Here is a 14,470-nt window from a genome sequence, read left to right on the forward strand (position 1 = left end):
CCCTCCGCCCCATCGACTCATCCCGGATGCCCATCCACCCGGGTCTGCAACAGCATCGGGCCATAACGCCAAGCATAGAGGCCGAACGCCAATGTCCAACACAGCGCCGCCAGCCACAGCCCAACCAGCGGCAACAGCAGCACCAACAGCACACGACTCAGGCACGCCAGGTTCAGCAGGATAAAGGCCAGGGTCATGCCCGCCGGTGGCTCCAGGGCTCGCCCGGTATGGCCCAGGCTGACGCGGGCAATCATCGCCAGGATCAAACCGGCCATGGCACCGATGGTCAGGCTGTGCACCGCCAGGCTCGGGTTCACCGGCATCCCGAAGTGCCACAGCGCCATGCCCAGGCAAGCCACCGCCAGCCAAGCGTAGGCCAGGTGCAACGACCACAGCAGCGGCACCCGCCACAAGTCCCGATCGTGCCAACGCACCAGTCGAATCCCGTGGCCCACCGCCAACGCGGCGAACAACAGGCCGACCCAGGCGCTGGCCACCAGCGCCGGACCGAAGGCATATAACAACGCCACCAGCGCCGCACCCGCCAGCAACAAGCGATCGAGCCACGGCCAAGGGGCCACGCCCTCGACCCGCCCAAGGCCGCGCTGGGTAAAGAATGGAATCACGCGCCCGCCGATCAACCCCATCATCGCCGCCACCAGCCACAGGCCGGTGAGCACGCTCTGGCGCTGCAAGCCTTCGTTGTGCTGCACCAGGCCATACACGGATAACCCATCGGCGGCGGCCAACAACAGCAATACCAGGACAATCGGGTAATTGCGCTTCTGCCGCACACGCCACAACGTCACGCCCATCAACACAGCGACCGCCAGGGCAAAACCCAACTCCAGCAGCGTCAGCAACGGCCAGGGCGCATCGACCAGCCAGGCCAGCCGCGCGCCGAGCCACAGCGACGCCAGCGCGGCCAAGCGCTTGCCACTGAGCCCCGGGGTGCCGGTCCAGGTTTGCACCGCCGTCAGCAGGAACCCGGCGATGATCGCCAGGCCGAAGCCGAACAACAATTCATGTCGGTGCCAGGCCAACCAGCCGCCGGCCGGCTGCCAGGTCGACAAGCGCCCGGTAAACGCCGCGAGCCAAAAGGGAATGGCCAGCAGCGCCAGCACGCAACCGGCCAGAAAGAACGGCCGAAACGCCAGGCGCCACAGCGGCGCGATGGCCATGGCCTTGCGACGGTCAAGCACTTGCATACATCACTCCTTTGCCTCGCCAAACCGTCAGCGAGGTACGACAAACCAGGGTTCGAATGATCGGCTATCGACGCCAGCAGGCCTTGTCTCAGATCAAGCCAGCGCATCGGCAACCTCCCGCCTCGAACAGGCACTTGCAAGGGGCTTGCCGAACTGGGTCATTGTGGGAGCTCACTTAAGGCATTCGATAAACCCGTGGCGAGGGAGCTTGCTCCCGCTGGGCCGCGAAGCGGCCCCTAAACCCGCCAAATGCGGAGCATCAGACACTCCGCACCCGCCGGTTTACGACTGCTTCGCAGCCGAGCGGGAGCAAGCTCCCTCGCCACAGGTCCATCACTTTTTTTGTGTACAGCATTGTGCTTCCACAGGGACTGTAGTCGAACGGGGTATTTATGACCCTGTCATGGTCGTTTTAACCCTATTGCGCCAGGGTCATTTCTACCCTCACCAGCCCCAACGCCCCACGAATCAAAGCACCCGGGCCTGGCCCGGCTCTTGCTCAGGCACGGCATTACCTTTGTTGCCGGGGTCATCCATGAAATCCGTCGTTCTGCCGCTTACCTGGTTCGTCGTGCTCACCTGCGTCCTGGCGCTTGCCAGCGGCCTGTCCCTGAGCCTGGTCTGACCCCGCTCACTTCTTTCGCCACTACAAGGATCCATGCCATGGTGCTCCACCGTGTCCATCACCAGATTCTGCGCAGCCATCATCTGTTCGAGCCCTTGAACGAAGAACAGCTCGACGAATTGATGAGCAACAGCCAGTTGCTGAGCATCGACAAGGGCGACCCGTTGTTCCGCCAGGGAGAACCGGCGCAGGCGTTTTACTTCGTGATTTCCGGGGCGGTGAAAATCTACCGGCTGACCCCGGACGGCCAGGAAAAAGTCTTCGAGGTGATCGGCGAGCGCCAGACCTTCGCCGAAGCCATGATGCTGATGGACACGCCCAACTACGTCGCGTCCGCCGAAGCCGTCGGTCCGACCCAGTTGTATCGGCTGTCCAACGCCACCTACATGCGCCTGCTGCAAAGCAACAGCCGGCTGACCTTCGCCCTGCTCGGCAAGCTCTGCGTGCGCCTGCACCAACGGGTCAACGAAATTGAAACCCTGTCACTGAAAAACGCCACTCACCGCGTGGTGCGCTACCTGCTGACGCAACTGGTGCGCCTGCAAACCGTCGACAGCCAGTTCGAACTGCCGATGGCCAAGCAGTTGATCGCCGGGCACCTGTCGATCCAGCCGGAAACCTTTTCGCGGATCATCCGGCGCCTGATCGATGAAAAAATCATCACCCAGGACGGTCGCCAGATCGCCATTCTCGATCGCCTGCGCCTGGAGCAATTCGAATGAGCGCGCAGCCCACTTGCCTGTATTGCCAAAGAGCCAACCCTGTCGATACCACCGAATGCCGCCAGTGCGGCATGCCCCTGCCGGCCGAGGCTGCATTGGCCGGTGAACGTCGGCTGCGGCGCTTCAGTTGGTTCTGTGTCGGGCTGACGGTCTTCTGCATCGTCATGTTCTTCTGGCTGCCTCGCAGCATCGTCTGAACCCTCAATCCTGAGTCAACTGCCGGTACAACTGCGGTAGACGCAGCGGCAGTTGCTCGGGCTGGCGAATCAAGGTGTAGCCGTTGGCCCCGAACATGTACGGCAGGTAATCCCCCGCTTCGCGATCGATGGTAATGCAGAACGGCGTCAACCCTTCGCGTCGCGCCTCAAGCACCGCCTGGCGGGTGTCTTCCACACCGTAGCGTCCCTCGTAAAGGTCCAGGTCATTGGGCTTGCCGTCACTGAGCAGCAACAACAATTTGCGCCGCCGCCTGCAGCCCGCCAACCGTTGCGTGGCCTGGCGAATCGCTGCGCCCATGCGCGTGTAGTAACCGGGCTTGAGGCCCTGGATGCGTCCGCGGGTGTGATCGTCGTAACGCTGGTTGAAGGCCTTGAGCTCATGCATGCGCACCTGCTGGCGGCGCAGGGAAGAGAACCCGTACAAAGCGAAATCATCCCCCAGCACCGACAGGGTTTCGCCGAACAGCAACAGGCTGTCGCGGATCACATCGATCACCCGGTGCTCGTCGTTGAGGTGGGCATCGGTGGACATCGACAAGTCGGCCAGCAGCAGGCAGGCCAGGTCGCGGCGGGTCTGGCGCTGGTCCATGAACAGGCCGCGTTCGCTGCACTGGCCGTGCTGGCGCTCGACATGAAAGTCCAGCCAGGCTTGCAGATCCAGCTCCGAACCTTGGGTTTGCTGGCGCAACCATTGGCGATCGTTGCGCAAGTGTTCGAACTGGCGACGCAGGCGCTGGGCCGAGCTTCGCAGGCGTGCGGGCAACGGCTGGGGCTGGCAATCGCGGGGGGTAAAGGTTTGCAGACTGACGAAGTCGTCTTGCAGGCGTTGCTTGCGGTAATCCCATTCCGGCAACAGGATGCCCGCGCCCAACGGGATGTCATCCACATCGGCCGGAGGCAGGTCCAGGTGCAGTTTCAAGCCACCGCCCTTGCGCACGCGGGTGCGCGACAAGGTCAACTGATCCAGGTCCTCGGCGACGCGAGCGGCGTCCGGGTCTTCGCTGTCATCCGCCCAGCGATCCAGGTCCACGTGTTCGGTCCAACTGAACAGGTTTTCCAGGCGCACGATCAGCAGCCCACCGTCACGGCTGCTGTCATCGATTCGCTCGGCGCGCTTGCGCCCGCCCTGTTGCTCGCCGGACGGCGTGGCCAGGTATTGCTCGGACTCTTCGAGGTTGGCGGCCTGGGGATTGGCCAGGTGTTGGGGTGGGTAGAGCCACAGCGGCAACGGCCAGGCGGCCCGTTCGCTGCGGGGAAAATGTTCGACACTGCCCGGTTCGCGCAAGGCTTGGCACAACACCCGCTCCAGGGCGGCTTCGCCCGGGTTGAGCGTGGCCGGGTCGGGACGCAGGGACAGGTGCGCGTCCACCAGCCGCCGGTAGCGAGGGCGCAGCGCCGGGTAGCGCTTCAGCACGGCCAGGGTCCAGCGCTGATTGTCTCGCCCCCAGTGCTTCATCGGTCCCGACTGCGCGGCCAGCAACGCCAGCCAGCGGTACAGTTCTTGGTTGAGCTCGATATCGGGGAACGCCGCCAGGCTCGCCGGCAGGCGCAGGTTATCGCCATCGCACCAGGCCAAAGGCACTTGCTTGCAGGTGCCGGCGATCTGCTGCAACAGGTTGCGACGCAGCAACAGGTCGCGGTCGCTGACCGCTTCCACCCCCAGGTGACGCGCACCGCCGGTGGCGCGAAACAGCACCTGCAGCGCACGGTGCCGGGGGACCAGCTCGACCCGAGCCTCCGGAAAATCGGCACTGGCCCGGCGGGTGATAAAACGGTGCCAGACACTGCCGACCCATTCTTCCAGCTCCAGGGTGAATGCCATGGTTATTTCCTCTTAAGCCGAGCCCATTGTGGCGAGGGGATTTGTGTGGGAGCAAAGCTTGCTCGCGAAACAGGCGCCTTGATCTCTGAAAGACTGCATCGCCCCCATCGCGGGCAAGCCTTGCTCCACATAAATCCCCTCGCCACAAATGGGTCCGGATTAACAATTGTGGTGTGTTACGAAGGCACCACCGCCGCCGGTGCACGCAGGGCCGCACGGCCACGTTGACGGAAGCTGAACAGGTAGCAGAGCAGCCCGGCCAGGAACCCGACGCCGCTGACCAGTCGTGCCCAGAACAGCGGTTTCAAATGATCCATCGTCGCCATGAACGGCAAGGCACTGCCATCCTCCATCCACCGCTGCAACCAGACCTGGACCACACCAGCTGCGGTGAGGAACAAGGTGATCATCACCATCGACAAGGTCATCAACCAGAAGCCCCAGATCTCCAACCGCTGGGAGCGCTCGTCCGCCGCTTCACCCAAGCCGCGCAAGCGTGGCATGGCGTAGCTGATCAGCGTCATCACGATCATTGCGTAAGCACCGTAGAAGGCCAGGTGACCGTGGGCCGCGGTCAGTTGCGAACCGTGGGTGTAGTAGTTGACTGGCGCCAGGGTGTGCAAGAAACCCCAGACGCCCGCGCCAAAGAACGCGGTGACCGTAGTGCCCTTGGCCCATAGCGTGGCGGCGCGGTTCGGATGCTGCCGACGACGGTTTTTCACCATGCTGAAGGCGAAGACCACCATCGCCAGGAACGGCAGCGGTTCCAGCGCGGAGAAGATCGAGCCGACCCACAACCAGACCTCAGGCGCGCCGATCCAGAAGAAGTGGTGGCCGGTGCCGATGATCCCGGTGATCAGCGCCATGGCGATGATCACGTAGAGCCATTTTTCAACCACTTCGCGGTCCACACCGGTGATCTTGATCAGAACGAAGGCAAGCATCGACCCCATGATCAGTTCCCAGACGCCTTCCACCCAAAGATGCACCACCCACCACCAGTAGAACTTGTCGCGGGCGAGGTTTTCCGGGTTGTAGAAGGAGAACAGGAAGAACACCGCCAGACCGATCAGCCCGGTCATCATCACCATGCTGACCGTGGTCTTGCGACCTTTGAGCAGGGTCATGCCGATGTTGTAGAGAAAGCCCAGGCACACCACCACGATGCCCATTTTGGTGATGGTCGGCTGCTCCAGGAATTCGCGGCCCATGGTCGGCAGCAGGTCGTTGCCGGTGAACTTCGCCAGCGTCGCATAAGGCACCGAGAGGTAACCCAGGATTGTCGCCACGCCTGCGGCGGCAAATACCCAGAACAACACCAGCGCCAGTTTCGGGCTGTGCAGTTCGCGGTCGGCCTCCTCCGGTATCAGGTAATACGCCGCGCCCATGAAGCCGAACAGCAGCCAGACGATCAGCAGGTTGGTGTGGACCATGCGGGCCACGTTGAACGGAATCAGCGGGAACAGGAAGTCGCCGACCACGTATTGCAAGCCCATGATCAAACCGAACAGCACCTGCCCGAGGAACAACATCAGGGCAAACACGAAGTAGGGTTTGGCGACGGCCTGTGAGGCGAATTTCAGATGCGGATTAGCCATGCTCATCTCTCAGCCCTCCTTGTTTGGCGGCCAGCCATTGGTGTTGATTTTCGAGCTCCACTTGAGGAACTCGGCGATGTCGTCGACTTCCTGCTCGCTCAGGTTGAACTGCGGCATGGCCCGACGACCCGGCACGTTCAGCGGTTGCATTTTCATCCAGGCCTGCAGGAACGGCTTGAAGGCCTCGTCGCCACCGCGCCGGTTCACGACGTTGCCCAGCTCCGGCGCAAAATACGCGCCCTCGCCCAGCAGGGTATGGCAACCGATGCAATTGTTGCGCTCCCAGACGCCCTTGCCGCGTATCACCGACTCCGTCAATTGCGCCTGGTTGCTGCGTTCGGGAAAGGTCTGTTCCGTGTGGTAGGTCAGGGCCAGGAATATCAGAAAGAAGAAGATGCTTCCCCCGAAGTAAATATTCCTGGCCATGCCTTTGGTGAAGGTATCTGACATGGTCACTTCCTCATTGCTTGGCGTGACCATTTTAGGAAGCGAGGGGTCTGAAACCGCTTGATGGCGATCAAGAATCTCCGATGGTTTTGCTGGGTTGTTCCAGCGCTGCCCAAAAGCCAGGTGAGCTTTTGTGTTTTGCTGGGTTGTTCCAACACCGCCCGAAAGCCAGGTGAGCTGTTGTGGCGAGGGAGCTTGCTCCCGCTGGGTTGCGAAGCGACCCTAAAACCTGCTGACGCGGTGTGTCAGATGGATTGAGTGTTGCTGTTGGGGCTGCTTCACAGCCCAGCGGGAGCAAGCTCCCTCGCCACAGGGGATTGCGTCGGGAATCAGAGCGTGAATGAGATTGCAATCGCGAGCACCATCGCCCAACTCAACACCAACCGCCGCCACAACCGCGGCGCATGGCGCAGTTCCATGAAACCGTCGGCGATCAGCCAGGCCTTGGTCACCGCGACCGCCAGGATGGCAATGGACACCAACCCGCTGGCAGCGACCTGGCCCAGGGCGACGGTGCCGGTGCTCAGCACAGCCAGCGTCATCCAGCAGGCGATCAAGACACGGGAAGCCGACATGAGCACCTCCGCTCAACCGAGAATGTAGACAACCGGGAACAGCAGCACCCAGACCAGATCCACCATGTGCCAATACAGCACACCGGATTCCAGCCCACTGTCGCACTGCGACCCATAGCGACCTCGCCGGCAACCCTCGGCAAGCCAGGCAAGGATCACCATGCCCAGTAGCACATGGAGGAAATGAAACGCAGTGAGGATCCAGTACAAGGTGAAGAATGTGTTGTGCTCCATCCCCAAGCCGTTCGCCAACAGATGGGCGTACTCCGTGAGTTTGATCGCCACATAGCCGCAGGCGAGCAACAACGCCCCGCACAATAACAGCGCGGCTCGACGCGGTCGGTCGTGCCTGACTTGCTCTTGGGCCAGGGCGGCGAGCAGGCCGGCAGTCAACAAGCTGAGGGTCATCGCCAGCCCCGTGGACCGGTCCAGCAACTGCCGGCCCTCGCTGAACATCTGCGGATGCAACGCCTGGGCAACGGTGAACGCCAGGATCAACAGCGCAAACACCGACAACTCGGCGAGGATGAAAAACCACATCGCCAGATCCCCGGGCAAGCGCCGGGACACGCCAGCGGTTTCAGCCGAAGTGGACATCGACCACATCCATCAACGCGGCAACGGTCTGCGGGTCGTCGCTCAACGGCTCGGCCAGGCACGCCAGGCAGGCTTGGCGCGGGTCCATGCCGGAACCGATCATGCGCGCGGCGAAAATCAACAGGCGCGTCGAGGCCACCTCTTCAAGGTCGTGCTGATCGAGCCGGCGCAGCGCCTGCCCGAGCCGCACCACCTGGGCCGCCAGGGCGATGTCCACGCCCGCCTCGCGGGCGACGATGCGCTCTTCATCGGCCACCGCCGGATAGCCAAAGCGCATCGCCACGAAACGCTGGCGCGTGCTGGGTTTCATGCCCTTGAGCAGGTTCTGGTAACCGGGGTTGTACGACACCACCAGCATGAAGGACGGCGGCGCCTGCAGCACTTCGCCGGTGCGCTCCAGGTACAACTGCCGGCGATCATCGGCCAGCGGGTGCAGCACCACCGCCGTGTCCTGGCGCGCTTCGACCACTTCATCCAGATAGCAGATACCGCCCTCACGCACGGCCCGGGTCAAGGGGCCGTCCTGCCACCAGGTGCCCTGGGCGCCGATCAGGTGACGGCCCACCAGGTCGGCCGCGCTCAAGTCATCGTGGCAGGCGACGGTGTACAGCGGCAGCTTCAGCCGATGGGCCATGTGCTGGACGAAACGGGTCTTGCCGCAACCCGTGGGGCCTTTGATCAGCACCGGCATGCCGTGATGCCAGGCCTGTTCGAACAGCGCCTGCTCGTTGTCCTGGGGTTGATAAAAGGGTTCGTCGGGGTGCTGCAAAGTGTGGATAGCGTTCATGGCGGGGGCCTGATCAGACAACACGATTGGCGGTCACGCTACGGTGCCCTGCGACAACCTGGCAAGGGCGGCGGCCGGCAAACTTGATCGCCGTCAAGCGGCTCACCACCGCCCTGGGCATAGCCTTGCATCGCACCAAGAACCTGCGCGCCGAACGTCAACTACAGCGCAGCGCGGGCCATGCCTGAGGAGAAATGGAATGCTGATCAGCCACAAAAAAACGTGGGCCCTGAGGGTGACGGCGCTGTGTACAGCGCTGGTTGCTCCCTACGCCTTCGCCGACCAACCCACCACGCCGGAACCGTCCCGCGTGGTCAAGACCGAAGGCGCGCCGGACCTGAGCCAGGCCGACTTCGACTCGGCCAAGGAAATCTATTTCCAGCGCTGCGCCGGCTGCCACGGGGTGCTGCGCAAAGGCGCCACCGGCAAACCGCTGACACCCGACATCACCCAGTCTCGCGGCCAGGCTTACCTGGAAGCGCTGATCACCTACGGCTCGGCCGCGGGCATGCCGAACTGGGGCACCTCCAACGCCCTGACCAAAGACCAGATCACGGTGATGGCCAAGTTCATCCAGCACACCCCGCCGACACCGCCGGAATGGGGCATGGCCGAAACCCTCAAGACCTGGAAGGTCCTGGTCAAGCCTGAAGACCGGCCGACCAAACAGCTCAACAGCCTCAACCTGCAGAACCTGTTCTCGGTGACCCTGCGCGACGACGGCAAGATCGCCTTGATCGACGGCGACAGCAAGAAAATCGTCAAGCTGATCGACACCGGTTACGCGGTGCACATCTCGCGCATCTCGGCGTCGGGCCGCTACCTGTTGGTGATCGGTCGGGACGCCAAGATCGACATGATAGACCTGTGGCCGAAAGAGCCGACCAAGGTCGCGGAAATCAAGGTCGGTATCGAAGCCCGCTCGGTGGAGACCTCCAAGTTCAAGGGCTACGAGGACAAGTACACCGTCGCCGGTTCCTACTGGCCGCCGCAGTTCACCATCATGGACGGCGAGACCCTGGAGCCCAAGCAAATCGTCTCGACCCGGGGCATGACCGTCGACACCCAGCAATACCATCCCGAGCCTCGCGTCGCGGCCATTATCGCCTCCCACGAATGGCCGGAGTTCATCGTCAACGTCAAGGAAACCGGCAAGGTGATGCTGGTCAACTACCAAGACATCAAGAACCTCACCATCACTAGCATCGACGCCGCGCCGTTCCTCCATGACGGCGGTTGGGACAGCAGCCATCGCTACTTCATGACGGCCGCCAACAACTCCAACAAGGTTGCGGTGATCGACTCCAAGGAACGCAAGCTCACCGCCCTGGTGGACGTCGGCAAGACCCCGCACCCGGGCCGCGGCGCCAACTTCAACCATCCACTCTATGGGCCGGTCTGGGCGACCAGCCACTTGGGCGATGCCGGGGTTTCGCTGATTGGCACCGACCCGGCCAAGCATCCGCAATACGCCTGGAAACAGGTCGCTTCGCTGCAGGGCCAGGGTGGCGGTTCGCTGTTCATCAAGACCCACCCCGCGTCGCGCCACCTGTATGTCGACACCACCCTCAGCCCCGACACCAAGCTCAGCCAGTCGGTGGCAGTGTTCAACATCGACAAGCTCGACGCCGGCTACACCGTGCTGCCGATTGCCGAATACGCCGGCATCAAGAAAGGCGCGTTGCGCGTGGTGCAACCGGAATACAACAAGGCCGGCGACGAGGTCTGGTTCTCGGTCTGGAGTGGTCAGGAAGACGAGTCGGCGCTGGTGGTGATCGACGACAAGACCCTCAAGGTCAAGAACGTGATCAAGGACAAGCGCCTGATCACCCCGACCGGGAAATTCAACGTCTACAACACCCAACACGACATCTATTGAGCCCCATCAATAAGAGGAAAAACCATGAAGCCTATTCTGATTGCCCTGGCCTTGACTGCCGCCTACAGCCTGCCGGCGTTGGCGCAGGACGGCCCGACGTTGTTCAAGAGCAAACCCTGCGCCGCCTGCCATTCCATCGACACCAAGGTGGTGGGCCCGGCGCTCAAGGAGGTCGCGGCAAAAAACGCCGGCGTCGCCGGGGCCCAGGACGTGCTCGCCAAGCACATCAAGGAAGGCACGCAAGGCAACTGGGGACCGATGCCGATGCCGGCCAATCCGGTGACGGAAGAGGAAGCCAAGATCCTGGCGGCGTGGGTCTTGACCCTTAAATAACTTTGACTGAGGGCATCTCCCTGTGGCGAGGAGAGTTATGTGGGAGCAAGGCTTGCCCGCGATGGCTGCGATGCGGTCTTTCAGAGATCAAGGCGGCTGTTTCGCGAGCAAGCTTTGCTCCCACATACCCCTCGCCACAAAGGCCGTGCGCGACTTTATTTCTTGTTCAGGAGGACGTCATGGAACGACACAGCTCTGCAACCTTGATAACCACCCTCCTCTTTGTTTTCTCTTCCTGCGCGCTGGCCGCTCCCGACAGCCAGCGCCAGGCCCGATTGCAACACCTGCTGGACCAGGACTGTGGCGCCTGCCACGGCCTGTACCTGACCGGCGGCCTCGGCCCGCCCCTGACCCACGAAGCCCTGGCCGGAAAATCCCGCGACAGCCTCATCGCCACCGTCACCCTCGGACGGCCCGGCAGTGCCATGCCCGGTTGGGCAGCGTTGCTTTCACCCGACGACATTTGCTGGCTGGTGGACCGGCTCCTTCAAGGAAAACCCGCCTCATGATCCGTTCCTTCCTGTCCTCCACGGCCATCGCCCTGCTGCTCTGCGGTTGCGCCCAGACACCGTTGCGCGGCACCGGCGACTTGGGCGTGGTGGTGGAGCGCGCCAGCGGCAGCCTGCAAATCATCGAAAGCGACACCCGCACCGCCCTCGCCCGCGTTGAAGGTCTGGGCGATTTATCCCACGCCTCGGTGGTGTTCTCCCGTGACCAGCGCTACGCCTATGTGTTCGGCCGTGATGGTGGCCTGAGCAAAGTCGACCTGCTGGGCGCGCGCATCGAGCGCCGGATCATCCAGGGCGGCAACAGCATCGGCGGCGCGATCAGCCAGGACGGCAAGCTGATCGCCGTCTCCAACTACGAGCCCGGTGGTGTCAAGGTGTTCGATGCCCAGACCCTGGAACAAGTCGCCGACATCCCGGCCACATCGTTGCCCGGCGGCCAAAAACGTTCACGGGTGGTCGGCTTGGTGGATGCGCCGGGACAACGTTTCGTGTTCAGCCTGTTCGACACCGGCGAAATCTGGACCGCCGACTTCAGCCAGGGCCTCACCCCGCGCATCGAGCGTTTCACCGCCATCGGGCTGCAACCCTACGACGCCCTGATCACCCCGGACGGGCGCTATTACATGGCCGGGCTGTTCGGTGAAGACGGCATGGCCCAACTCGATCTCTGGCATCCGGAGCGCGGGGTGAAACGGGTGTTGGGGCGTTACGGGCGCGGCCAGGCGCGACTCCCGGTGTACAAAATGCCGCATCTGGAAGGCTGGGCCCTGGCCGACCAGCAAGCCTTCGTGCCTGCCGTCGGGCATCACCAGGTGTTGGTGATGAATGCCCAGGACTGGCAGCAGACCGACGCCATCGCCGTGGCCGGCCAACCGGTATTCGTCACGGCGCGACCGGACGGCCGGCAGCTGTGGGTCAACTTTGCCTACCCGGACAACGACCGCGTCCAGGTCATCGACACCCAGACCCACGCCATCGTCGCCGACCTGCGGCCCGGCCCGGCCGTGCTGCACATGGAGTTCACCGCCCGGGGCGACCAACTGTGGCTGTCGGCCCGGGACGGTGGCGAGGTCCAGGTCTGGGACCCGTATCGGCTCGAGCGCCTGGGCAGCCTGCCGGCCCTGAGCCCCAGCGGCATTTTCTTCAGCAGCCGTGCGCACAAGCCGGGGTACTGACCATGACACCCAACTCACTGGCCCGGCGCCTGATCGATCGATTCCAGCATGGCCTGCCGTTGTGCGCCGAGCCCTATCAAGCCATGGCCCAGGCCTTGGGCTGCAGCGAGGCGCAGGTCATCAACTGCCTGCACCACCTGCAAGTCGCCGGGACCTTATCGCGGGTCGGTCCGGTGTTCGAACACACCCGGGCCGGGGCCAGCACCCTCGCCGCCCTGGCCGTGCCCGAAGAGCGTTTGCACCAGGTAGCGGCACGCGTCAGCCAATACCCGGAAGTCAATCACAACTACGCCCGGGAGCATCGCTACAACCTCTGGTTCGTGCTGACCGGCCCCAACCGGGCGCACCTGGACAACATCCTCCACGAACTGGAACGCGACACCGGTCTGACGCCACTGGACCTGCCCATGCTCACCGCCTACCGCATCGACCTGGGCTTTGCCCTGGAGGCCATCTCATGAAAAACGCCCTGAGCGAGCAACAGTCACTGGCACTGCGCCGTCTACTGGAAACCGGCCTGCCCCTGACACCGCGTCCCTTCCAGGCGCTGGCCGAGCAGATCGAGGCCAGCGAGCCACAGGTGCTCGAGCAGGTGCAGCGCTGGCATGAACAGGGGCTGTTCCGGCGCGTCGGCCTGGTGGTCAACCATCGCGCCCTGGGATTTGCCGCCAACGCCATGCTGGTGCTGGACGTGCCGGACGCCTTGGTCGATGAAGTCGGCCGTCGCCTCGGTCAGGCCCCCGGCATCAGTCTTTGCTACCAGCGCCCGCGGCGCCTGCCCCAGTGGCAATACAACCTGTTCTGCATGATCCACGGACGCCAGCGTGACCGTGTCGAGGCTCAGGTCCAGGCGCTGCTTGAAGAACATCTGCTGGACGACCTGCCCCACCAGTTGCTGTTCAGCACGCAGTTGTTCAAGCAATGCGGTGGACGTTTCGCCGCACCGGCCGGAGCCCGTATCGATGGATGACCTGGACCGTCGCCTGATCAATCGCCTGCAACTGGGCATGCCCCTAGTGCGCCACCCTTGGCAAGCCCTGGCCCAAGAGCTGGACAGCAGCAGTAGCGAGTTGCTCGACCGCCTGCATGAGCTGCTCAACGACGGTGTACTCACCCGCTTCGGCCCGATGTTCGACATCGATCGCCTGGGCGGTACGTTCACCCTGGCGGCGCTGGCGGTGCCCGAGCCGCGCTTCGACACCATCGCCGAGCTGCTCGCCGACATGCCCGAAGTCGCCCACAACTACCGCCGCGAGCACACCTGGAACATGTGGTTCGTGCTCGCCTGCCCCAGCGAACAGGCGATCCACGACACCCTGCTGCGCATCGAACATTTGACCGGCCTGGTGCCGCTGAACCTGCCCAAAGAGGAGACCTACCATGTCGGCCTGTATTTCCCCGTCTGAGTCTTCGTGGCAAGCGCCGCCACGGCGGGATGAAACACCCCTGGCCCTGCGCCTGGTGGAACTGACCCAGGCCGGCCTGCCCTTGCTCGAAGACCCCTGGGCCTGGCTGGCCGAGCAACTGGGCTTGAACGTGGAATCCACCCTCGACCTGCTCAAGCGCCTGCAAGCCGAAGGGGCGATCCGGCGCATCGCCGCCGTGCCCAATCACTACCGCCTGGGTTATCGCCACAACGGCATGACGGTCTGGGACGTGGCCGATGCCGACATTTCGCGCCTCGGCGCCCTGCTGGGGGCGCAGCCCTTCGTCAGCCACTGCTACCGGCGCCCGCGTCGGCCCGGTTGGCGCTACAACCTGTTCGCCATGATCCATGGCCGCAGTCGCGAAGAAATCGACAGTTACCGTGAACACTTGCGCCACCTGCTGGGGGACGCCTGCACCGGCGACGACATGCTGGTGAGCAGCCGCATCCTGAAAAAACCGGCCTGCGCCTGACGCCTGTGGGAGCAACGCTTGCTCGCCAAACAGGGGCGTCGGTTTTATGAAGGACCGCATCGGCTTCATCGCGGGC

General features: G+C 63.4%; 16 protein-coding genes and 1 pseudogene. 10 read left to right on the forward strand and 7 right to left on the reverse strand.

All coding sequences use genetic code 11. The features are described 5' to 3' along the window. Window positions 1-17 precede the first annotated feature (17 nt). On the reverse strand, window positions 18-1,208 hold the full coding sequence (locus tag AB4N80_RS21045) for an NnrS family protein (RefSeq protein WP_460078625.1): 1,191 nt from the start codon (window positions 1,206-1,208) through the stop codon (window positions 18-20). Window positions 1,209-1,871: 663 nt separating this feature from the next. Here AB4N80_RS21045 and AB4N80_RS21050 point away from each other — a divergent pair. Together AB4N80_RS21050 and AB4N80_RS21055 are read left to right on the forward strand one after the other, a co-directional pair. Further along, entirely contained in the window at window positions 1,872-2,555 is a 684-nt protein-coding gene (locus tag AB4N80_RS21050) for a Crp/Fnr family transcriptional regulator (protein WP_060742081.1), read from the forward strand. After that, the gene (locus tag AB4N80_RS21055; protein ID WP_305492265.1) at window positions 2,552-2,752 is read left to right on the forward strand and encodes a protein DnrP; all 201 of its coding nucleotides are present in this window, start codon (window positions 2,552-2,554) and stop codon (window positions 2,750-2,752) included. The genes AB4N80_RS21050 and AB4N80_RS21055 overlap by 4 nt, the downstream gene beginning before the upstream one ends. A 4-nt stretch (window positions 2,753-2,756) precedes the next feature. On the opposite strand, the gene AB4N80_RS21060 is transcribed toward AB4N80_RS21055, so the two are convergent. The 6 genes from AB4N80_RS21060 to AB4N80_RS21085 form a co-directional block, all read right to left on the reverse strand. After that, the gene (locus tag AB4N80_RS21060; RefSeq protein WP_122566482.1) at window positions 2,757-4,595 is read right to left on the reverse strand and encodes a nitric oxide reductase activation protein NorD; all 1,839 of its coding nucleotides are present in this window, start codon (window positions 4,593-4,595) and stop codon (window positions 2,757-2,759) included. 176 nt (window positions 4,596-4,771) lie between these two features. Further along, window positions 4,772-6,199 (reverse strand): cbb3-type cytochrome c oxidase subunit I, encoded by a 1,428-nt coding sequence (locus AB4N80_RS21065; protein ID WP_305470809.1) that lies wholly within the window; start codon window positions 6,197-6,199, stop codon window positions 4,772-4,774. A 3-nt stretch (window positions 6,200-6,202) separates the two neighbouring features. After that, window positions 6,203-6,643, reverse strand: coding sequence for a c-type cytochrome (locus AB4N80_RS21070; RefSeq protein ID WP_003202495.1), 441 nt, complete (start codon window positions 6,641-6,643; stop codon window positions 6,203-6,205). 326 nt (window positions 6,644-6,969) lie between these two features. Then, entirely contained in the window at window positions 6,970-7,215 is a 246-nt protein-coding gene (locus AB4N80_RS21075; RefSeq protein ID WP_122566480.1) for a cytochrome C oxidase subunit IV family protein, read from the reverse strand. Between the two features lie 12 nt (window positions 7,216-7,227). Beyond that, window positions 7,228-7,812 (reverse strand): cytochrome c oxidase subunit 3, encoded by a 585-nt coding sequence (locus AB4N80_RS21080; protein ID WP_460078630.1) that lies wholly within the window; start codon window positions 7,810-7,812, stop codon window positions 7,228-7,230. Next, window positions 7,796-8,599, reverse strand: a complete 804-nt coding sequence (locus tag AB4N80_RS21085) for a CbbQ/NirQ/NorQ/GpvN family protein (RefSeq protein ID WP_122566478.1) — start codon at window positions 8,597-8,599, stop codon at window positions 7,796-7,798. The genes AB4N80_RS21080 and AB4N80_RS21085 overlap by 17 nt, the downstream gene beginning before the upstream one ends. Window positions 8,600-8,798: 199 nt before the next feature. Here AB4N80_RS21085 and nirS point away from each other — a divergent pair, with 199 nt between their 5' ends. The 8 genes and pseudogenes from nirS to ahbB (AB4N80_RS21125) all read left to right on the forward strand — a co-directional run bounded on the left by nirS (window position 8,799) and on the right by ahbB (AB4N80_RS21125) (window position 14,444). Then, window positions 8,799-10,478 (forward strand): nitrite reductase, encoded by a 1,680-nt coding sequence (gene nirS, locus AB4N80_RS21090; RefSeq protein ID WP_122566477.1) that lies wholly within the window; start codon window positions 8,799-8,801, stop codon window positions 10,476-10,478. A gap of 24 nt (window positions 10,479-10,502) precedes the next feature. After that, on the forward strand, window positions 10,503-10,811 hold the full coding sequence (locus AB4N80_RS21095) for a c-type cytochrome (RefSeq protein WP_053119574.1): 309 nt from the start codon (window positions 10,503-10,505) through the stop codon (window positions 10,809-10,811). A 179-nt stretch (window positions 10,812-10,990) separates the two neighbouring features. Then, on the forward strand, window positions 10,991-11,320 hold the full coding sequence (locus AB4N80_RS21100) for a c-type cytochrome (protein ID WP_122566476.1): 330 nt from the start codon (window positions 10,991-10,993) through the stop codon (window positions 11,318-11,320). Beyond that, on the forward strand, window positions 11,317-12,495 hold the full coding sequence (locus AB4N80_RS21105; RefSeq protein ID WP_122566475.1) for a cytochrome D1 domain-containing protein: 1,179 nt from the start codon (window positions 11,317-11,319) through the stop codon (window positions 12,493-12,495). Before AB4N80_RS21100 ends, AB4N80_RS21105 begins: the two co-directional genes overlap by 4 nt. Before the next feature lie 2 nt (window positions 12,496-12,497). After that, entirely contained in the window at window positions 12,498-12,956 is a 459-nt protein-coding gene (locus AB4N80_RS21110) for an Lrp/AsnC family transcriptional regulator (protein ID WP_460078636.1), read from the forward strand. Continuing rightward, entirely contained in the window at window positions 12,953-13,465 is a 513-nt protein-coding gene (ahbB, locus tag AB4N80_RS21115; RefSeq protein WP_122566473.1) for a siroheme decarboxylase subunit beta, read from the forward strand. Before AB4N80_RS21110 ends, ahbB (AB4N80_RS21115) begins: the two co-directional genes overlap by 4 nt. After that, window positions 13,458-13,901, forward strand: coding sequence for an Lrp/AsnC family transcriptional regulator (locus tag AB4N80_RS21120; protein WP_354339150.1), 444 nt, complete (start codon window positions 13,458-13,460; stop codon window positions 13,899-13,901). Before ahbB (AB4N80_RS21115) ends, AB4N80_RS21120 begins: the two co-directional genes overlap by 8 nt. Beyond that, window positions 13,876-14,444: pseudogene (gene ahbB / locus AB4N80_RS21125) on the forward strand (siroheme decarboxylase subunit beta). The gene AB4N80_RS21120 and the pseudogene ahbB (AB4N80_RS21125) overlap by 26 nt, the downstream one beginning before the upstream one ends. Window positions 14,445-14,470: the final 26 nt, after the last annotated feature.

This window comes from Pseudomonas sp. H3_A02 (assembly GCF_054671965.1).